The sequence below is a fragment of the Paractinoplanes lichenicola genome (genome assembly GCF_016785085.1).
GTDB classification, from domain to species: Bacteria; Actinomycetota; Actinomycetes; order Mycobacteriales; family Micromonosporaceae; genus Actinoplanes; species Actinoplanes lichenicola.
Genome location: NZ_JAENHO010000008.1, coordinates 434,993 through 455,161 on the forward strand (window position 1 = coordinate 434,993; position 20,169 = coordinate 455,161).

Sequence of the window (20,169 nt, forward strand, 5' to 3'; positions counted from 1 at the left end):
CAGCCCAAACTCGGCGCGATCACCGCTCCGCCCGCCCCGCTCCCACCCCTCCCGCTCCGGCCCCGCCCTCTTCAGCCCCGCTCGCCGGCTTCTTATGGGCCGGTTGTTAACAGGCGATTGCGGTGGGAGCGCTCCCATGTCATGCTGTCGAAACAGCCGGGGAGCGATGCCCCTCGATGTATCCCCGGTTGATCCCCCGGGCCCCCTATGGGGGTGCCGCCGCATGTCTCGAGGAGCCACCACATGAGACCTGTCCTCATCCGCGGTCTGACCGCGGCCGCCGCCGCCTCGCTCGTCACGGGGGTCGGCATCTTCGCCGCCACCAGCGCGAGCGCGGCGGCCGGCTGCCGGGTCGACTATTCCGCCAACAGCTGGAGCACCGGGTTCACCGGCACGGTCAACGTGACCAACCTCGGTGACCCGATCTCCGGCGGCTGGCGCGTGACCTGGGCCTTCGCCGGCAACCAGCAGATCACCCAGGGCTGGAGCGCCACGATCACCCAGTCCGGCCAGAACGTGACGGCGACCAACCCGTCCTGGGCCGGTTCGCTCCCGACCAACGGCAGCGCGAACTTCGGCTTCAACGCCAGCTACTCGGGCACGAACGCCAACCCGGCCACGTTCTCGCTCAACGGCGTCGCCTGCACCGGCGCGACCGGCCCGACGACCCCGCCGCCGGGCACCACCCCGCCGGCCACGACGCCGCCGGCCACCACCCCGCCGCCGACGACCACGCCGCCGCCGGCCGGCAGCAAGGTCGACAACCCGTACGCGGGGGCCAAGGGCTACGTCAACCCGGAGTGGAAGGCCAAGGCCGACGCCGAGCCCGGCGGCAACCGGGTCTCGAGCAACCCGACCGCCGTCTGGCTGGACCGGATCGCCGCGATCGAGGGCACCGACGACAGCAGCTCCAACGGCTCGATGGGCCTGCGGGACCACCTGGACGCGGCCCTCGCCCAGGGCGCCGGCTACATCCAGTTCGTGATCTACAACCTGCCCGGCCGGGACTGCGCCGCGCTCGCCTCCAACGGTGAGCTCGGCCCGAACGAGCTGCCGCGCTACAAGTCCGAGTACATCGACCCGATCGCCGCCATCCAGGCCGACGCGAAGTACCGGAACCTGCGGATCATCAACGTCATCGAGATCGACTCGCTGCCGAACCTGATCACCAACACCTCGGGCCAGGCCGGCGGCACGGCGACCTGCGACACGATGAAGGCCAACGGCGGGTACGTGCAGGGTGTGGGCTACGCCCTGAACAAGCTGGGCGCCCTGCCCAACGGCTACAACTACGTCGACGCCGCCCACCACGGCTGGATCGGCTGGGACTCGAACTTCAACCCCACCGCCGACATCATGCTGCAGGCCGCGCAGGCCTCCGGCAGCGTCAACAACGTGCACGGCTTCATCACCAACACGGCCAACTACTCGGCCCTGCGTGAGCCGTTCGTGCAGCCCACCACCCAGGTCGGCGGGCAGAGCGTGCGGCAGTCGAAGTGGGTGGACTGGAACCAGTACACCGACGAGCTGACCTTCGCCCAGGCGTTCCGTCAGCGGCTCGTCTCGATCGGCTTCAACTCCGGCATCGGCATGCTGATCGACACCAGCCGCAACGGCTGGGGCGGCTCGGCCCGGCCGACCGCGGCCAGCACCTCCACCAACGTCGACACCTTCGTCAACGAGTCGCGCATCGACCGCCGGATCCACGCCGGCAACTGGTGCAACCAGTCCGGTGCGGGCCTGGGCGAGCGCCCGACCGCGGCCCCGGCCAGCGGCATCGACGCGTACGTCTGGGTCAAGCCCCCGGGTGAGTCGGACGGCTCCTCCTCGCTGATCCCGAACGACGAGGGCAAGGGCTTCGACCGGATGTGCGACCCGACCTACACCGGTAACGCCCGCAACGGCAACAGCCTGAGCGGTGCCCTGCCCAACGCGCCGATCTCGGGCGCCTGGTTCTCGGCGCAGTTCCGCCAGCTGATGGCCAACGCTTACCCGGCGCTGTAGCCGACGGGTAAAGAGGACCGCCGGACCCCGCTCTAACCCACGAGGAGCGGGGTCCGGTGTACTACAAATGAGAAGTGGACATCACCAAAGTCGGTTGGACCTCTGCCGGTCGTCGCCTCACCGCGGCGGCCGGCAGTGTCGTGGGGGAGCGGTACGACACCAACTACGACGTGGTGCACCTTGACCCGGGCGGCCCGCTGGCGGTGGTGGCCGACGGCATGGGCGACGGCCCCGGCAGCACGGTGGCCGGCAGCACGGCCGTCGAGGTCTTCGTGCGAGAGGCCGCGGTGGGTGACGGTGCGGCCGCGCTGCGGGCCGCGGTGGCCCAGGCCCAAGAGTCCGTACGCGGGGCGGGCCGCACCCTGGCCGGGCTGACCGGCTGCACGCTGACCGCCCTCGTGGCGGCCGGGGACGCCTCCGCCTGGATCGTGCAGCTTGGCGACTCCCGGGCCTACCGCCTGCGCGACGGCCTGCTCGACCTGCTGACGGTCGACCACACGATCGCCTGGGTCGGCCTGCTGCACGGCTGGTTCGCCCACGACTCGCCCGAGGCCGCGGCCGCCCGTTACCGGCTGACCCGCTACGCCGGTCACCCCGACGGCCCCGAGCCCGACCTGATCAACGTGACCCTGCGGCCCGGCGACGTCTATCTGCTCTGCACCGACGGCGTCTCCGACCAGCTCACGTACGAGAATCTGACCCGGGTGCTGGCCAACGACGACCCCGGCGCCGCCGTGCACGCCCTGCTCGACGACACCCTGACCGCGGGCGGCCGCGACAACGCGACCGCCGTGGTCATCCGCGTGGAGCGCAGCGTCTGATCCGACCGCTCAGACGCCGCGCGACCGTCGGCTGTTGCTGCTCAGACGCCGGCTGACGGCCAGCTGTCGCTCTGACGCCGGGCGGCCGTCGGCTGTTGCTCTGACGCTGGGCGGCCGCCGGCTGTTGCTCTGACGCTGGGCGGCCGCCGGCTGTTGCTCTGACGCTGGGCGGCCGCCGGCTGTTGCTCAGACGAGGGCGGCCGGCAGCAGGGCGAAGGCGCCGACGATGATGGCGACGCGGACGTAGTGCAGGCGGTCCCAGCGCTTGCCCTGCTCCTTCCAGTCGGCGGGCCGGTTCTCGGGGGTCCACTTCTTGCTGCGGTTGTTGATCGGGACGAGCAGCAGGAGCGACATGATCACGCTGAGGATCAGCAGCGCGCCCGAGGCGATGACGAGGCCGGTGCCGTCGTCTCCCCAGTCGGCGACGGCCCAGATCACGACCAGGATCAGCGAGCCGATGTACCAGACCGGCATCGCGGCGCCGAGCATCCGGCCGCCGTGGGCGCGACCCAGCTGACCGGCGTCCTCCGGGAGCGCGTCGAGGATCCGGTTGAGGACGAGGGCGACGGCGAGCTCGACCCCGACCAGCAAGCCGACGCTCACGATGGTGACAACCTGAAGTGCGCTGAGCATGATGACCCTTCCTGATATCTAGCGTTGCTAGATGACGTGGCAACGCTAGCACTGCTGCCGCTCGGATGTCTAGCGGTGCTAGGATCGCTGCATGTCGGTACAGGAACGTAAGGAGCGCGAACGAGCGATTCGCGAACGCCTCATCTTGGCGACGGCCCGCGAGCTCGCCGAGCAGCAGGGCTGGGAGGCGGTCACCACCCGCCGGCTCGCCGAGCGCATCGAATACAGCCAGCCGGTCCTCTACAGCCACTTCCGGGGCAAACGCGAGATCATCGGCGCCGTCGCCGTCGAGGGCGCGGCCGAGATGGCCACCGCGCTGCGGGCCGCGGCGGCCGCCGCCGACGGCCCGCGCGCCCGGGTGGCCGCCCTGGCCCACGCCTATCTCGACTTCGCCGCGCGCAACCCGGCCGTCTATGACGCCATGTTCCAGCTCGACGGCGGCCTCGACTTCGCGACGGCGGACACGCCGGAGCCGCTCAAGGACGCCTTCGCGGCGCTGCTGGAGAGCCTGGGTGAGGTGGCCGGCGACGACGTGCACCCGGGCGTGGTCACCGAGGTGTTCTGGGCCGCCCTGCACGGGCTGGCCACCCTGACCCGCTCCGGGCGGCTGCCCCCGGCCTTCGCCGAGGGCCGCACGGAGCTGCTCGTCGACCACTTCGCCCGGCGGTGACGGACGGCGGCTGACCCGCGCCCCACGCGCGGAGTCAGCCACCCATCCGCTCGGCCTCGCTGTGCTTCGCTCTCGCGGGACGGCACCTTCACGGCCGGGGTGCCCACCCCGGCCGGACCGATGTCGCGCCCGTCGGGAGACACGGGCGAGGCGGTGAGCCGCATCGATGTCCGGCACATGTGCCGAACGTAGTGGCTCGCGGGCTGTTGGTAAACGAACCTAGCGCCACCAGGCCGTGGGGACCTTAAAGGCAGCGAAACGTATTTGCAGGAATCTCTTAATTCCGCCGCCGGCGCGGCATGCTCTCGAAGCCGGTGGGCATCGCCTGGGTCTCGGTCTGCCACGCCGGCTGCCGCCGGTTGCGCAGCCGTAGCCGCAGCAGCATGCCGACCCCCAGGAAGACCATCAGCGCGCCCACGATCAGGCCCACGCCGAGCACGTTCGAGCTGTTCGAGGCCGGGGTCAGGGCCGCCTGGTCGGTCGCGGCGGGCGCCGCGTCCTGCGTCTGTTCGTCGACCGGCTCGTCCTCGACGGGCGCGTCCTCGGTCGGCACGGCCGAGGGGGTCGGCGACGGGCTCGGGCTCTCGCTCGGCTCGGCCGCGACCGGGCTGACCACGCGGGACTCGGTGCCGGTGGAGCTGAGCAGCCGGCCCGCCGCGTCGAAGGCCTGCGCCTGGAAGACCACCTCACCGTCGTCGGGGCCGGTGAACGCGATGTCCCAGCGGCCGGTCACCGTGCGGTCCCGGCAGAGCTGCCCCGGGTCGAGCCGCTCGTCGACCACGGTCGCCGTCTCGTCGTCGACCCCGGCTCGTACGGGGAAGGACTGGTTGTTCTCGACCCGGGTCACCCGGACCTGGTCGAGGCTGATGCCCTTGGTCTCGATGCTCAGCGCCCACCGCACCTTGAGGCAGCGCAGGCCGCGATCGGTGGAGGCGACCGCCGTGAGCGTTCCGGCGTTCTTGCCGGTCGTGAAAGTCTGGGGCGCCTGCCCCACCTTGACCTCGAACCCCGGCACGTCGGCGCGCGCCGGGGAGGCCCACGCCAGCGTCGCCACGGCGACGAGGACAGCGCTGATCCGAGTCCCCCCTCGGGCCAGGTGCCGCATGCCGATCATCTCCTTCATGACTGAGGCCACAGGTGATGGTTCGCAGCGGAGGGCCGAAAGGTTCACCGGGTGCGCTGGGTCACTGGCTCGTGACGCCTTATTTTTCGCTTAGGCAACTGTTTCTCCGGCATGTCTTCGCAGCTCAGAGCCCATATGGCAGGGGGCACTGCAAACTAGGCGACAAAAGAACCGTCAGGCGTTCATCCGAACCCGCTCGCGGCACGTAGTTGGGGGATGGGCAGGGACCGGCCGATGCCGATCGCTGCCCGGCAACAACGTGAAGCAGGGGGCACTCCCCACGGGTGCCTGCGTCCCACCGCCCACGGGACGTGACCGCTGCGGAGAACGAGGAGTTATGGCCCGGACGAGTAACAAAGAGCGACCCGCACCCGTCGATGTCGGTGCCACCGGTAAAGGAGCGCCCTCCAAGGGTGCGGTAGCGGTTCTGGCCATAAGCGTGATCGCCGCCATCTGGGCGGTCGCGATGATGACCAAGCCCGGTCGAGTCGGCTATGTGTACTTCTTCACGTACACGGAGTACTACATCGGCGTGATCACGCTTGTGTCGCTCTCCATCACGATCATGATCGGGCTGGTCTCCACCGACCGGCTGGTCCTCTCGATCCGCCAGCGCGTGCTGCTGCAGTCCGCGCACCGCACCACCGGCGTCATCGCGGTCGCGGCCCTCTTCCTGCACGTCTGGATGAAGATCGTCGAGAAGCACGCCTCGGTCATCGACGCGTTCATCCCGTTCCTCTACGAGGGCGACAAGCGGGTCTGGATCGGCTTCGGCACGATCTCCGGCTGGGTCATGATCCTCGTGATGTGGACCGGCATCATGCGCTCGCGGTTCATCGGCCGCGGCAGCCCCTGGATGTGGCGGGGCATCCACTCGATCTCCTACCTGATCTGGCCGACCGCCCTGATGCACGGCCTGAGCGCTGGCCGGCCCGCGGCGACCTGGGTCGTCGTCAGCTACATCGTCTGTGTGCTGGGCGTGCTGGTCGGCCTGGCCGTCCGCCTCTCCGTCTCGCTCAACCGCAACAAGGACTTCGCCTCGACCGCCGCGTCGGGCGGCCTCAAGCCGGTCAGCTCGCTGGTGCCCACCAGCTCGCCGGCCATGAAGCGCCCCGGCCGCCGCGAGCGGGCCGCGCCCGTCGAGCCCGAGCGGCTCGGCCCGGTCGCCGTGGTCGACACGTTCCAGCCGGCCGAGGTCAAGGCCCCGCCGGTCGCCCCGCCGCCGGCCGACGACCTGGTCGCCCCGCGCCAGCGCCGGGCCCGCGCCGAGGAGACGTTCGACGAGCCCACCGGCATGATGCCGCGCTACGACGCCGACGAGCGCCGGGGCCGCGGTCGCCGGGTCGAGGAGGAGATCGAGTTCGACGAGCCGCGCGGCCGCCGCTATCCGGGCGAGGACACCAGCACCCGGATGCGCCGTCCCGAGCTGGAGGACTCCAGCACCCGGATGCGTCGTCCCGAGCTGGAGGACTCCAGCACGCGGATGCGTCGTCCCGAGCTCGAGGACTCCAGCACGCGGATGCGCCGTCCCGACTTCGAGGACACGCAGACCCGCATGCGCCGCGTCGAGATGGACGGCTTCGAGGACACGCAGACGCGGATGCGCCGGGTCGAGATGGAGGACACCGGCTCCCGGATGCGGCGTCCCGACTTCGAGGACACGCAGACCCGGATGCGCCGCCCCGACTTCGAAGACACGCAGACCCGCATGCGCCGCGTCGAGATGGATGGCTACGACGAGCCGGCCCCGCGCCGCCGGCGCTACGCCGAGGAGGAGGACGAGCCGCCGCGCTCGCGCCGCCGGGGCGACATGCCGCTCTACGACGAGCCCCAGCGGGGCAACGGTTACGACGAGATGCCGCGCCAACGAGGGCGCTACGACGACACACCGCCGCCGCGGCGGTCGCGCTCGGAATCCCGTTACGACCGGGAGGCCGAGGAGGCGCCCCGGGCTCGGCGCGACCGGGGCGCAGACGACTCAGGCGCCGATTCAGGGCGGCACAGCCGCAGCGGGTTCGTCGATCTCGCCGACAATCCCGATTACATGGAGCCCGACGAGACGCCGACCCTGGTCGACATGGCGTCCCGGCGGACTCGGCGGGAGCAGCAGGATTCCGGACGCGTCCAGGCGGGCAGGGGAGCCCGCCGCGGCGGGCGCGGCCGGGTGGAGGACGAGGCTGACGACGGTTACTGGTCGCAGCTGCGAGGGGAAGCGAATTGAGCGCGTCGCAGGTTCCGCCGGTCACCGCGATCGGCACGCCGCGGATCACCGCGGGCTTCGACGAGTACGGCCGTCTCGACCTGCTCGCGCACCAGGAGGTGCACGGCGGGTTCGCGGCCCTGTCCTCGGGCGAGCTGATCGGCCTGGCCGACCGGATCGAGCTGCGCGGCCGCGGCGGCGCGGGCTTCCCGTTCGCCCGCAAGGTGCGCGCCGTGCTCGACTCGTGCCGCCGGCAGGAGCTGCCGCCGGTGATCGTGGTCAACGCGACCGAGGGTGAGCCCCCGTCCTGGAAGGACAAGGCGGTGCTGACCCGCGCGCCGCACCTGATCCTCGACGGGGCCGCGCTGGCCGCCGCCGCGCTCGACGCCGAGGAGATCGTCATCGGCATCGCCGACGACGGCATCGGGCAGAGCTCGCTCACCGCGGCCCTGGCCGAGCGGCGGATGCCCTGCCCGACCCGCATCGTCACCGTGCCGCACCGGTTCATCTCGGGTGAGGGCGGCGCGCTGGTGCGCGGAATCAACGGCGAGGCGCACATCCCGCCCGGCCGCAAGGTGCGCTCGAGCGACAACGGCGTCATGGGCCTGCCCACCCTGCTGTCCAACGCCGAGACGTATTCGCAGCTCGCGATCGCGGCCCGGCTCGGCCCGTGGGAATACAACGCGGTCGGCATCCCCGAGGAACCGGGCACGGTCATGCTGACCGTGGGCGGCTCGGCCACCAACCCGGCCGTGGTCGAGGCGCCGACCGGCACCCCGCTGATGGACGTGCTCAACATGTGCGGCGCCGACATCGGCCCCGGCCTGCTGGTCGGCGGCTACCACGGCAAGTGGATCACTGCCGAGGCCGCGCAGACCGTCACCATCTCGCGCAAGGGCTTCGCCGCGGTCGGCGGCACGCTCGGCGCCGGCATGCTGATCCCGATCGGCTCCAAGACCTGCCCGCTGGGCGAGGTCTCCCAGGTCGTGCAATATCTGGCGGGCGAGTCGGCCGGGCAGTGCGGCCCCTGCCGGCTGGGCCTGCCCGACCTGGCCCGCGCGGTCACGCTGGTCTCGCTCGGCGGCAACGCGGTCGAAAACGTGCGCCAGGCGGCCGGTGTGGTCAAGGGCCGCGGCGCGTGCAGCCACCCCGACGGCACGGCCCGGTTCGCGCTGTCCGCGCTCGAGGTGTTCGCCAAGGACGTCGAGGCGCACACCAACGGCGAGGGCTGCGGCAAAAACGTACGGGGGATTCTGCCCCTGCCCTACACGGCGGAGCAGGGTGCCCGGCGGCTCGCGGTGGACTGGTCGCGGTGTGACGGTCACGGGCTCTGCTCGGCCGTCGCGCCCGAGATCATCCGGCTCGACGCGAACGGCTTCCCGGCGTTCCCGCAGACGCCGCTGCCGCCGTGGCTCGAGAACGGCGCCCGCAAGGCCGTCAACGTCTGCCCGGCCCTGGCCCTGCGACTCACGGAGGCTGGTTCCAAGTGAAGAGGCGCGCTGTTCTGTTCTCGGCGGCGGCGACCGTGCTGCTCGCCGCCGGGTGCAGCAGCGCGCCCGCTTCGGCGCCGGCTTTTGTGGAGCCGGCCACGGTGCCCGGCTCCACTTCCGACGGCCGCTCCGCCTCTACCTTCCCGGACAAATCGGAAAAGTCCGGTGTAGTCCCGGCGGCGCTCAAGTTCACCGGGAAGACCCTCGACGGGCAGGCGTTCGACGCGACGACCCTGGCCGGCAAGCCCACCATCCTGTGGTTCTGGGCGCCCTGGTGCGCGACCTGCGCCAGCGAGGCCCAGAGCGTCCGCGACCTGCAGGAGGAGTACGGCGACAAGCTGTCGTTCCTCGGCATCGCGGGCATGGGCGGCAACAAGGACATGCACCAGTTCGTCAAGGATCTCGAGGTCGGCAACGTGACCCACCTCGACGACGGCGCCGGCAAGATCTGGAAGCGATTCAAGATCACCGAGCAGAGCCTGTACGTGGTGCTCGACCGCGACGGTCAGGTGCGGCACACGGGTTATCTGGACGACCTGCAGCTGACCTCGCAGGTGAAGGCGCTGACCGCCTGACATGGGCGGGGAGCTGCTGCTCGCGCTGACCGCCGGGATGCTCGGCGCGGTCAACCCGTGCGGGTTCGCGCTCCTGCCGGCCTACCTCTCGGTGCTCGTCGCGACCGAGCCGGGCCGCCCCGCCCGTGCCGTCGGCCGCGCGCTCAAGGCCGGTGCGGCGCTGGCGCTCGGCTACGCGGTGGTGTTCGGTGCGTTCGGCCTGCTGCTCACCCCGATCGCCGGGGCGCTGCAACCCCGGCTGCCCTGGCTGACCGTGGTGCTCGGGCTGGGCCTGGCCGCGCTCGGCGGGTGGCTGCTGGCCGGGCGCTCGCTGCCGGCGGTGACCGTGCGCGCGCCGGTCCTGACCGGGTCGACCGGCTCGACCGTGCTCTTCGGGATGGCGTACGCGGTGGCCTCGCTGGGCTGCGCGGTCGGCCCGTTCCTGGCGCTCGTCGTGTCGAGCCTGCGGGCGGGTTCGATCGGGGCCGGCGTCGCGCTGTTCCTCGCGTACGCGGGGGGAATGGCTCTTGTGGTGAGCGCGACCGCCGTGGCCGTGGCCCTGGTGCGGGTCTCGGTGATCACCCGGATCCGTGGGCTGCTCGGGCTCGTTCCCCGGCTCGGCGGTGCGATCCTCGTCGTCTGCGGGCTCTACGTGGCCTATTACGGCTGGTACGAGCTGCGGCTGGCCGGCGATCTGCGGCTGGCCGGCACCGACCCGGTGATCAACGCGGCGGCCGTCGTGCAGCGCTGGCTCAGCTCGGGCGTCTCCTCGCTGGGCGCGTGGCCGTTCGTGATCGTCGTGGCGGCCGCGCTGGTCGTGCTGGTGGTGCTGACGAAGAAACGGCCCGCACGAGGCGGGCCGTTCTCCAGCGAAGGGGTTGCCGATCAGAGGGTCAGGCGGCCGGCGGGTACGCGCTGACGAACTCGTTCTTCTCGGACGGCATCACGATCCAGAGGATCGGATAGACCAGGATCTGGCTGCCCGGGATGGCCAGCAGGACCACCACGAAGAGCAGGCGGGCCAGCCACGGGTCGATCCCGAAGCGGCGGGCCAGTCCTGCGACGACACCGGCGAGGAGCCGGCCCTCGCGCGGCCGGGAAAGGCCCTGGCGGGACATGCTGTCGTGCACGGCGTTCATGTCGGTCTGTTCTCCATCTCTGCGGCTCGTTCGGCCTGATACATCAATGGTGGGCCCCGGCCGCGCCGATCAACATCCGGAACTGCCCTGGCTCGACCCTGAGCCGCGAACCCTGATACCCACTTGCTAGAGAACTCTTTCTAAAGCATTCTCTAGGAATGAGCGACGACTTCAAGGTCACCGATCCGCGCACGCTGCGGGCCTACGCACACCCCCTGCGCGTACGGCTCATCGGGCTCCTGCGCTCCGACGGCCCGATGACGGCGACCCGGGCCGCGGCCGCGCTCGACGACAACGTGCCCAACTGCTCGTTCCACCTGCGGCAGCTCGCGAAATACGGGTTCGCCGAGCGGGTGCCGGGGGCCGACGGGCGGGAACGGCCGTGGCGGGCGACGGCCCACACGACCTCCTGGGACGACGACTCCGACGACCCGGCCATGCGGGCGGCGACCGACCAGCTCAACAGCGTGCTGCTCGGGGTGTTCGTGCAGCGCGCCCGGGACTATCTGGCCAGCCGGGCCGACGAGCCGAGCGAGTGGCGGGCCGCGGCCGGGTTCGGCGACGTGCTGATCCACGTCACGCCGGCCGAGCTGCGCGAGCTCGACGAGCAGATCCAGGCGCTGGCCGCCCGCTTCTACGACCGGGCGACCGACCCCGCCGCCCGGCCACCGGGGTCGCGGCCCATCCAGATCATCCAGATGGCCATCCCCCGGGGGCCGGTCTCATGACCGTCACCGCCACGACCCCGCTCGGGCTGCTGCGGGGGGCCGCGTTCCGGCGCTACTGGTCGGCCCAGACCGTCTCGCTCGTCGGCGACCAGGTCACCCTCATCGCCGTACCGCTGCTGGCCGTTCTGGCAGTGGGCGCCGGGCCGGCCGAGATGGGCTATCTGACCGCCGCCGCCCTGCTGCCCAACCTGTTCTTCTCGCTGCCCGCGGGGGCCTGGGCCGACCGTCGCCACGACAAACGCCAGATCATGGTCGTCGCCGACCTGAGCCGGGCGCTGCTGCTGCTCAGCGTGCCCGTGCTGTGGTGGGCCGGGCTGCTCACCCTGCCGCTGATGTGTGTCGTGTCGTTCGCGGTCGGCGTGTTCTCGCTGCTGTTCGAGGTCGCGCACGCCAGCCTCTTCGCCTCGCTCGTGCGCCGCGACGACTACGTGGACGCCAACACCCTGCTCAACGGCAGCCGGGCGGCGTCGTTCGTGGCCGGTCCCAGCCTGGGCGGCCTGCTCGTGCAGACCCTGACCGCCCCGATCGCGCTGATTGCCGACGCGCTGACCTATCTGGTGTCGGCCTTCTTCCTGGCCCGCGTGCACGTCGACGACGGTCCCGGCGCGTCACTCGCTGCGGCCGCCGAGGGCAAGGGCATGCTTGCGGGCGTACGGTTCGTGGTCCGCTCCGCCGTGCTCCGGGCGCTGCTGCTCGGCGCGGCCACGCTCAACCTGTTCAACTACATCTTCGCGGCGCTGTGGGTCCTCTACGTGACCACCGAGCTGCACGTCTCGCCCGGCGCCCTCGGCGTGATCATCGGCCTGGGCGCGTTCGGCGGGCTGATCGGGGCCGCGATCGCCGGGCCGCTCAGCCGCCGCATCGGGTTCGGCCCGGCCGTGATTCTCGGTTACGTGCTGTTCCCGGCCCCGCTGATCCTCGTCCCGCTGGCCTCGGGCCCGAGCTGGGTCGTCTTCGCGGCCCTGTTCACGGCGGAATTCCTGGCCGCACTGGGTGTGATGGTCCTCGACATCACCGGCGGCTCGGCGCAGACGGCCGCCACGCCGCGCTCGATGCTGGCCGTGGTGTCCGGCTTCAAGCGCACCGTCAACTATGGAATCCGCCCCATCGGCGCGCTCATCGGCGGCGGACTGGGCGCCACCATCGGCGTACGGGAATCGCTTTGGATCGCCACCGTAGGAGCGTTGCTGGGGGCACTCTGGATCTATTTCTCGCCGCTGCGGACCATGCACGACCTGCCGACCTCCGGCGTGGACTGATCCCCCCATCAACCGATCGGTGGATCGGGGTCTAAGTCAGGGCCGGTCGCACGCGTAACTACGCAGTCGATTCGGGGCGGGGGTGCCCACCGGCAGGCTTCAGTCATGCCAATCATCGAGGTCAGCAACCTGGTCAAGCGATACGGCGACCACACCGCGGTCAACGGAGTCAGCTTCAGCGTCGAGCCCGGAGAGATCTTCGGCATCCTCGGCCCCAACGGAGCCGGCAAGACCACCACCGTCGAGTGCATCGAGGGACTGCGCAAGGCCGACGGCGGATCGATCAGCGTCTGCGGCATCGATGCTCAGGCCGACACCAGCGGCGAGCTGCGCCAGGTGCTCGGCGCGCAGCTGCAGGAATCTGAACTGCCCGACAAGCTCAAGGTCGGCGAGGCCATGGAGCTGTACGCCAGCTTCTACCGCAACCCCGCGGACTGGCGTGAGCTGCTCGAGTCGCTTCGCTTGTCCGAGAAGATCAACGCTCAGTACCGCAGGCTGTCGGGCGGGCAGAAGCAGCGTCTTTCCATCGCCCTGGCCCTGGTCGGCAACCCGCGGGTGGCCGTCCTCGACGAGGTCACCACCGGCCTCGACCCGCAGGCCCGCCGGGACGCCTGGGACCTGATCGAGTCGATCCGCGACCGCGGGGTCACGATCTTGCTGGTCACGCACTTCATGGAGGAAGCCGAGCGGCTGTGCGACAGGCTCGCGGTGATCGACAACGGCCGTGTGGTCGCGGTGGACACGCCGGCCGGGCTGGTGGCGCAGGTGGACGAGACGCAGCGGGTGCGGTTCCGGCCGTCGGCGCCGATCGACCACGCGGTGCTGCTCGCCTTGCCCGAGGTGAGCTCGGTCGAGCGGGCCGGGCATCAGCTCGTGGTCACCGGCACCGGCAACCTGCTGCTGGCCATCACCACTGTGCTGGCCCAGCACCAGGTCACCGCGGGCAACCTGCGGATCGACCAGACCACCCTGGACGACGCGTTCGTCGCCCTGACCAGCCGCGCCTGATCTTTCCTCCCGTCGCCCGCCCTGCGCTCCTCTGCCTCGCTCGCGCCTACGCCCCTTCACCTCGCTCGCGCCTACGCCCCTTCACCTCGCTCGCGCCTACGCCCCTTCACCTCGCCTGCCCCGCGCCCCTCCGCCTCGCTCGCCCCGCGCCCCTTCACCTCGCCTGCCCCGCGCCCCTCCGCCTCGCTCGCCCCGCGCCCCTCCGCCTCGCCTGCCCCTACGCCCCTCCACCTCGCTCGCCCCGCGCCCCTCCACCTCGCCCGCCCTGCGGCCCTGTACCCACCTGCCTGACACCCCACCCGCCCGATTTATCCGACTTAACGGAAAAGGTTCCTGCCATGTCTGCTCTGACCAAGCTCACCGTGACCGAGACCAAGCTGTTCCTGCGCGAGCCGATCGTGGTGTTCTTCGCGGTCGCCTTCGCTCCGATCCTGCTGGTGATCCTCGGGCTGATCCCGAGCATGCGCGAGCCGGTGCCCGAGCTCGGCGGCCTGCGGATGATCGACGTCTACATCCCGATCGTCGTGTCGATGGGGATCGCGTTGTTCGCGCTGAGCGGGTTGTCGCAGCTGTTCGCCTCGTATCGCGAGAAGGGCATCCTGCGGCGGCTGCGCACGACCCCGGTCAAGCCGGCCGTGATGATCGGCGCGCAGCTGCTGATGGCCACGATCATGAGCGTCATCACGATGCTGGTCATCCTGACGATCGGCAAGCTGGCCTTCGACGTCGACCTGCCCGGCCAGATCCCGGCCTACCTGATCACCTATCTGCTCGTCGCGCTGGCCATGTTCGCCATCGGCCTGCTGGTGGCCGCCCTGGCCCCGTCGTCCAAGAGCGCCTCGGCCGTCGGGTCGCTGGTCTTCTTCCCGCTGATCTTCTTCGCCGGGCTGTGGTTGCCGCGGGAGAACATGAACGACACCCTGCGGACGATCAGCGACCTGACTCCGCTCGGCGCCGGGGTGCAGGCCCTGCAGGACGCCACCGCCGGTTCTTGGCCCTCGCTGCTGCACCTGGCCGTGCTGGCCGGCTGGACCGTTGTCTCCGGCGCTCTCGCCGCCCGTTATTTCCGCTGGTCGTGACCTTCACCCCCGCCGCTACCGCCCCTACCGCTACCGCCCCGACCGCCTCTATCGCTTCCGCGCCTGGCCTTCTGCCTTTGCCGCTACCGCCCCGATTGCGTCTACCGCTTCTGCCCTTACCGCTAGCGTCCTTACTGCTTCCGCTGCGATCGCTTCCACCCCTACTGCCTCCGCCGCTGGCCCTGATCAACTCTTCTCCTCCCGCTACCTCCCTGGTCATGATCAGCTCCCGACCCGCTCGAGCTCTTCCCAGAACGGCCCCCGGCGTCAGCTGGTGGGCCGTTCGCTGTTTTTTGTCGTACCCCTGGACGACACTGGTGGGCGTGATCGGACGTCCGGGGAGGCTGCGGTGAGGCGGGAAGCGAGCGTCGCGCACGTCGACCTCGACGCCATGTTCGCCGCGGTCGAGCAGCGCGACAAGGTGTCGTTGCGCGGACGTCCGGTCATCGTGGGCGGGGTGGCCGGCCGCGGAGTCGTCGCCACCGCGTCTTATGAGGCCCGCCGATACGGGGCGCGGTCCGCCATGCCGACCGCGGAGGCCCGGCGGCGCTGCCCGTCGGGCACGGCGTTCCTCGCGCCGCGGTTCGCCGCCTATCGCAAGACCAGTGAGGTCGTCATGGCCCTGCTGGGCGAGGTGTCGCCGCTGGTCGAGCAGGTTTCGATCGACGAGGCGTATGTCGACCTGGCCGCCGCCGGACGGCACGACCTCTCCCTGGCCGGGGTCACAGCGCTCGCCGAGCAGATCAGGCGCTCGATCGCCGACGCGACCGGCGGGGTGACGGCCTCGATCGGCCTCGGCAGCTCGAAGCTGGTGGCCAAGATCGGCTCTGACCTGCACAAGCCCGACGGGTTGACCGTCGTCGCGCCGGGGCAGGAGCAGGCGTTCCTGCATGCGCTGCCGGTGAGCCGGCTGCCCGGCGTCGGTCCGGCGACCATGGAACGGCTGCGCCGCGCCCGGGTGCACACCGTCGGTGACCTGGCCGGGGTGGCCCTGCCCGATCTGATCGAGATGCTCGGGCAGGCCCACGGGGCCGGGCTCTATCGGCTGGCCCGCGCCGACGACGACCGCCCGATCATGGGCGAGCGCGAGGCGAAGTCGGTCTCGGCGGAGGAGACGTTCGACGTCGACCTGACCGACCGGGTGCGCCTCAACGCCGAGCTCGACCTGCTCGCGGCCCGGGTCGGCGGCCGCCTGCGCACCGGCGGGCTGTCGGCCCGCACGATCACGATCAAGGTCCGGCACTACGACTTCACCACGATCACCCGCTCCGCCACCCGGGCCCAGCCCACCGACGATCCGCGGCTGGTCGCCCAGTTCGCCCGTCGCCTGCTGGCCGAGGTCGACACGTCGGCCGGCATCCGCCTGCTGGGCGTCGGCGCCAGCACCCTGGCCGACTTCGTCCAGGACGACCTGTTCGGCACCCTCTCCGAAGCCGAGCCCGCCGCCTTGTCCGGGTCGCCGACCGGCGTTGGTCTCGGCGACCTGTCGGGGGCGGTGGCCGGCGATTTGTTCATCGCGGTGGGCGAGAGTGTCTCCGTGGCTGAGATCGGTCCGGCGCTGGGAAGCGCGTCCGGCGTGGGAGTCGGGGCCGTTGCGGGCAGCGGAGCTGAGGATGGCGTCGAGTCGGCGGTCGGAAGTAGGTCGGACGAGACGTTCGCGAGCGGAGCCGGCGATCTGCCCGGCGCCCGGGTCGGTGACGAATCCACTGGTGGCATCGGATCGGCGTCCGTAGGTGTTTCCGATGAGGCCAGCGGTGGCGAATACGCGGGAGACGCCGATTTGTCACGCGGCGGCGGGCTTGGGTCGGTGGAGTGGCGGCCGGGGCAGGACGTGCGTCATGAGCGGCACGGGGCAGGGTGGGTGTGGGGGAGTGGGCGCGGGCGGGTCACCGTGCGCTTCGAGGGGCCGAATACGCCGCCGGGGCCGGTGATCACCTTTGCGGTCGATGATCCGGCCCTGCGACCGGGCGATCCGCCGGATTGGCGGCTGCTTGACCCGTGACAAACCCGGCCGTCCGATCCGGGCGCCCGGGTTGGGTGAGCGTGTGATGCTCGCGTGGGCTTGGAGGCCGGCCACCGGCCATCCCGCAGGTGCGCTACGGCCGGTGGGGTCGCTCAGGTCGCAGCGGCAGCCGCCGAAGGCGGGGTTCGGCCCTCGTTGCGGTTGGGGAGTCGACGAGGCGTACGGGTTAGTGGGTTATGTCGGCCACGATGACCGTGACGTTGTCGGGGGCGCCGTTCTCGAGGGTGCGGTGGACCAGCTCGGCCGCGGCTGTCTTGCGGTCGGTGTTGGTCAGCAGGGTCTCGGCGATCACGCTGTCTTCCACGTAGTCGGACAGGCCGTCGCTGCACAGGAGGAAGCGGTCGCCCTCCTGGATCGGGATCATGCGGCCCGCCGGGCGGTACGGCCCGCCCTGCACGGCCTGGGTGACCAGGGCCCGCTGGGGGTGGCGGCGGGCGTCGGCGGGGGTGAGCACGCCCTGGTCGACGAGCGCCTGGACGTATGTGTCGTCGCGGGTCAGCTGGGTCATCTCGCCGTCGCGGACCAGGTAGCAGCGGGAGTCGCCGACGTTGAGCGCCGCTACGCGATCGCCCGAGAGCATGATCGCGGTGACCGTGGTGCCCATGCCGTCGCGGGCGTCGTCGTCGGCCACCGCGGCCTCGATCTGCGCGTTGGCGCGCTCGAGGGCGGCGATCAGATCTTGCAGCGGCTCGCCGGTGTCGGGGCTCGCGTCGACGACGCTGAGCGCCTGCACCAGGATGTCGCTGGCCAGCTCGCCGGCGGGCAGGCCGCCCATGCCGTCCGCCACCACGAGCAACCGGTTGCCGACGAAGACCGAGTCCTCGTTGTTGGACCGCACCAGGCCCTGATCGGTGGCGGCGACCGCCCGGACAACAAGCGTCATGTGACAAGACTGCCAAAGCCCCGATCAGATGTCTCTAGTACCTCCTACGTAGTGCGAGGACGAGTTTGTGTTAAGGGTGGACCAAAGGCCATGAACTGGGTCTTCGCGGCAGGTCAACCACACCGGAGGACTACCTCGCGCGGGGCGACGGGACAACGGGTGCGGCCGTGGACGACAATCGTCGTCGTGACGACAGCCATCCATCAGCGCATTGCCACCGAACTCGGCGTCCGTGAGGGCCAGGTCACCGCGGCGGTCGATCTGCTCGACGGCGGGGCCACGGTCCCGTTCATCGCCCGGTACCGCAAGGAGGTGACCGGCGCCCTCGACGACGCCCAGCTTCGCACGCTCGACGAGCGCCTGGGCTACCTGCGGGAGCTGGAGGACCGGCGCGCCGCGGTGCTGGAGTCGATCCGCTCCCAGGGCAAGCTCGACGACGCACTGGAGCAGGCGATCCTGGCCGCCGACTCGAAGGCCCGGCTCGAGGACATCTACCTGCCGTACAAGCCCAAGCGCCGTACGCGTGCGCAGATCGCTCGCGAGGCGGGGCTCGAGCCGCTGGCCGACAAGCTCCTGGCCGACCCGAATCTCGATCCTCGCGTGGAGGCCGCTGCCTTCGTGACCGAGGAGATCAAGGACGAGCAGGCCGCCCTCGACGGGGCGCGGGCCATCCTCATCGAGCGCTTCGCCGAGGACGCCGACCTCATCGGTGACCTGCGCGAGCGGATGTGGACGCGGGGCCGGCTGGTGGCCAAGGTGCGCGACGGCAAGCAGAACGACGGCGCCAAGTTCGCCGACTACTTCGACTTCGCCGAGCCGTACGCGAAGCTTCCCTCGCACCGCATCCTGGCGATGTTCCGCGGCGAGAAGGAGGAGGTCCTCGACCTCACCATGGAGCCCGAGCCCGAGGACGAGTCGACGTTCGAGCCGCGCATCGCCGCCCGCTTCGGCCTCACCGACCAGGGCCGCCCCGGCGACAAGTGGATGAGCGACACCGTGCGCTGGGCCTGGCGCACGCGCATCCTCATCCACCTCGGCGCCGACACCCGCGTCCGGCTGTGGCAGGCCGCCGAGGACGAGGCAGTCCGGGTCTTCGCGGCCAATCTGCGCGACCTGTTGCTGGCGGCGCCCGCGGGCACGCGCGCCACGATGGGGCTCGACCCCGGATTCCGTACGGGGGTGAAGGTCGCCGTGGTCGACGCCACCGGCAAGGTCGTGGCCACCGACGTGATCTACCCGCACGTGCCGCAGAACAAGTGGGACGAGTCCATCCACCGGCTCGCCGCGCTGGCCAGCAAGCACAACGTGGACCTGATCGCGATCGGCAACGGCACCGCCTCGCGCGAGACCGACAAGCTGGCCGGTGACCTGATCAAGCGGCACCCCGAGGCCAAGCTGACCAAGGTCATGGTGAGCGAGGCCGGGGCGTCGGTCTACTCCGCTTCCGCGTACGCGTCCCAGGAGCTCCCCGGCATGGACGTGTCGCTGCGCGGGGCCGTCTCGATCGCGCGCCGCCTGCAGGACCCGCTGGCCGAGCTGGTGAAGATCGACCCGCGCTCGATCGGCGTCGGGCAGTATCAGCACGACCTGTCCGAGTCGAAGCTGTCCAAGTCGCTCGACGCCGTCGTCGAGGACTGTGTGAACGCGGTCGGGGTCGACATCAACACCGCCTCGGCGCCGCTGCTCTCGCGGGTCTCGGGCATCACGACCGGGCTGGCCGAGAACATCGTGCTGCACCGCGACTCGAACGGCCCGTTCAAGAACCGCAACGAGATCAAGAAGGTGGCCCGGCTCGGCCCGAAGGCGTTCGAGCAGTGCGCCGGCTTCCTGCGCATCCCGGACGGCGACGACCCGCTCGACTCCTCGGCCGTGCACCCCGAGTCCTATCCGGTGGTCCGCACGATCCTGGCCTCGGCCAACACCGACATCAAGTCGCTGATCGGCAACAGCCCGCTGCTGCGCGCGCTCAAGCCCGAGCAGTTCATCACCGACACCGTCGGCGTGCTGACCGTGACCGACATCCTGCGCGAGCTCGACAAGCCGGGCCGGGACCCGCGGCCCGGGTTCACGACGGCCACGTTCGCCGAGGGCGTCGAAAAGATCGCCGACCTGCAGCCGGGCATGGTGCTCGAGGGCGTCGTGACCAACGTGGCCGCGTTCGGGGCGTTCGTCGACATCGGCGTGCACCAGGACGGGCTCGTGCACGTGTCGGCGCTGTCCAACACGTTCGTCAAGGACCCGCGCGAGGTCGTGAAGTCGGGCGACGTCGTGAAGGTGCGGGTCGTCGAGGTGGACGAGCAGCGCAAGCGGATCTCGCTGACGATGCGGCTGCAGGACGAGCCCGTACGCAAGCCGCGCGAGCCCCGGGAGGACAAGCCGCGGCAGGGCGGGCAGCCGCGTCAGGGTGGCCAGCGGCAGGGTGGCCAGCGGCAGGGTGGCCAGCGGCAGGGTGGCCAGCGGCAACAGCAGCAGCCGCAGACCAGCTTCAACGGTGGCGCGATGGCCGACGCGCTCCGCCGGGCCGGGCTGACGAAGGACAAGTGACCGGTGGGCCG

17 protein-coding genes are annotated in these 20,169 nt (G+C 71.0%); 13 read left to right on the forward strand and 4 right to left on the reverse strand.

Going from position 1 to position 20,169, the window contains the following annotated elements:
- The first annotated feature begins 243 nt into the window (after positions 1-243).
- Positions 244-2,004, forward strand: coding sequence for a glycoside hydrolase family 6 protein (locus JKJ07_RS28980; protein WP_202994972.1), 1,761 nt, complete (start codon positions 244-246; stop codon positions 2,002-2,004).
- Positions 2,005-2,078: 74 nt separating this feature from the next.
- Positions 2,079-2,825, forward strand: a complete 747-nt coding sequence (locus JKJ07_RS28985; RefSeq protein ID WP_202994973.1) for a PP2C family protein-serine/threonine phosphatase — start codon at positions 2,079-2,081, stop codon at positions 2,823-2,825.
- 186 nt (positions 2,826-3,011) lie between these two features.
- Here the strand turns inward: JKJ07_RS28985 and JKJ07_RS28990 are convergent, their stop codons facing one another.
- Entirely contained in the window at positions 3,012-3,458 is a 447-nt protein-coding gene (locus JKJ07_RS28990) for an anthrone oxygenase family protein (RefSeq protein WP_202994974.1), read from the reverse strand.
- Between the two features lie 91 nt (positions 3,459-3,549).
- On the opposite strand from JKJ07_RS28990, the gene JKJ07_RS28995 reads away from it, so the two are divergent.
- Positions 3,550-4,128, forward strand: coding sequence for a TetR/AcrR family transcriptional regulator (locus tag JKJ07_RS28995; RefSeq protein WP_202994975.1), 579 nt, complete (start codon positions 3,550-3,552; stop codon positions 4,126-4,128).
- A gap of 277 nt (positions 4,129-4,405) precedes the next feature.
- Here the strand turns inward: JKJ07_RS28995 and JKJ07_RS29000 are convergent, their stop codons facing one another.
- Complete coding sequence (locus tag JKJ07_RS29000) at positions 4,406-5,251, reverse strand: hypothetical protein (RefSeq protein WP_202994976.1); 846 nt, start codon at positions 5,249-5,251, stop codon at positions 4,406-4,408.
- Between the two features lie 439 nt (positions 5,252-5,690).
- Between JKJ07_RS29000 and JKJ07_RS29005 the strand changes: the two genes are divergently transcribed.
- From JKJ07_RS29005 to JKJ07_RS29020, 4 genes are read left to right on the forward strand one after another with little or no spacing between them, the layout of a single operon-like run.
- The gene (locus tag JKJ07_RS29005) at positions 5,691-7,472 is read left to right on the forward strand and encodes a translation initiation factor III (protein WP_307834460.1); all 1,782 of its coding nucleotides are present in this window, start codon (positions 5,691-5,693) and stop codon (positions 7,470-7,472) included.
- On the forward strand, positions 7,469-8,941 hold the full coding sequence (locus JKJ07_RS29010; RefSeq protein WP_202994978.1) for an NADH-quinone oxidoreductase subunit NuoF family protein: 1,473 nt from the start codon (positions 7,469-7,471) through the stop codon (positions 8,939-8,941). The genes JKJ07_RS29005 and JKJ07_RS29010 overlap by 4 nt, the downstream gene beginning before the upstream one ends.
- Positions 8,938-9,516, forward strand: a complete 579-nt coding sequence (locus tag JKJ07_RS29015) for a redoxin family protein (RefSeq protein ID WP_202994979.1) — start codon at positions 8,938-8,940, stop codon at positions 9,514-9,516. Before JKJ07_RS29010 ends, JKJ07_RS29015 begins: the two co-directional genes overlap by 4 nt.
- 1 nt (position 9,517) lies before the next feature.
- A complete protein-coding gene (locus tag JKJ07_RS29020) occupies positions 9,518-10,414 on the forward strand; it encodes a cytochrome c biogenesis CcdA family protein (protein ID WP_202994980.1) in 897 nt (298 codons plus the stop codon).
- Here JKJ07_RS29020 and JKJ07_RS29025 read toward each other — a convergent pair.
- Positions 10,389-10,634 carry a PspC domain-containing protein gene (locus tag JKJ07_RS29025; protein WP_184949243.1) on the reverse strand — a complete coding sequence of 82 codons (246 nt, stop codon included), beginning with the start codon at positions 10,632-10,634 and terminating at the stop codon, positions 10,389-10,391. The two genes, JKJ07_RS29020 and JKJ07_RS29025, sit on opposite strands and share 26 nt — an antisense overlap.
- 158 nt (positions 10,635-10,792) lie before the next feature.
- Here JKJ07_RS29025 and JKJ07_RS29030 point away from each other — a divergent pair, with 158 nt between their 5' ends.
- From JKJ07_RS29030 to JKJ07_RS29050, 5 genes are all read left to right on the forward strand, one after another.
- A complete protein-coding gene (locus JKJ07_RS29030; RefSeq protein ID WP_202994981.1) occupies positions 10,793-11,362 on the forward strand; it encodes a winged helix-turn-helix domain-containing protein in 570 nt (189 codons plus the stop codon).
- Positions 11,359-12,621: an MFS transporter gene (locus JKJ07_RS29035; RefSeq protein WP_202994982.1), complete on the forward strand. Its 1,263-nt coding sequence runs from the start codon at positions 11,359-11,361 to the stop codon at positions 12,619-12,621. Before JKJ07_RS29030 ends, JKJ07_RS29035 begins: the two co-directional genes overlap by 4 nt.
- 105 nt (positions 12,622-12,726) lie before the next feature.
- The gene (locus JKJ07_RS29040) at positions 12,727-13,629 is read left to right on the forward strand and encodes an ABC transporter ATP-binding protein (protein WP_202994983.1); all 903 of its coding nucleotides are present in this window, start codon (positions 12,727-12,729) and stop codon (positions 13,627-13,629) included.
- Between the two features lie 338 nt (positions 13,630-13,967).
- Entirely contained in the window at positions 13,968-14,708 is a 741-nt protein-coding gene (locus JKJ07_RS29045; protein WP_202994984.1) for an ABC transporter permease, read from the forward strand.
- Positions 14,709-15,057: 349 nt separating this feature from the next.
- Positions 15,058-16,710: a DNA polymerase IV gene (locus JKJ07_RS29050; RefSeq protein ID WP_202994985.1), complete on the forward strand. Its 1,653-nt coding sequence runs from the start codon at positions 15,058-15,060 to the stop codon at positions 16,708-16,710.
- Between the two features lie 187 nt (positions 16,711-16,897).
- On the opposite strand, the gene JKJ07_RS29055 is transcribed toward JKJ07_RS29050, so the two are convergent.
- Positions 16,898-17,614 carry a PP2C family protein-serine/threonine phosphatase gene (locus JKJ07_RS29055; RefSeq protein ID WP_202994986.1) on the reverse strand — a complete coding sequence of 239 codons (717 nt, stop codon included), beginning with the start codon at positions 17,612-17,614 and terminating at the stop codon, positions 16,898-16,900.
- A gap of 186 nt (positions 17,615-17,800) precedes the next feature.
- Between JKJ07_RS29055 and JKJ07_RS29060 the strand changes: the two genes are divergently transcribed.
- A complete protein-coding gene (locus tag JKJ07_RS29060; protein WP_307834461.1) occupies positions 17,801-20,158 on the forward strand; it encodes a Tex family protein in 2,358 nt (785 codons plus the stop codon).
- Positions 20,159-20,169: the final 11 nt, after the last annotated feature.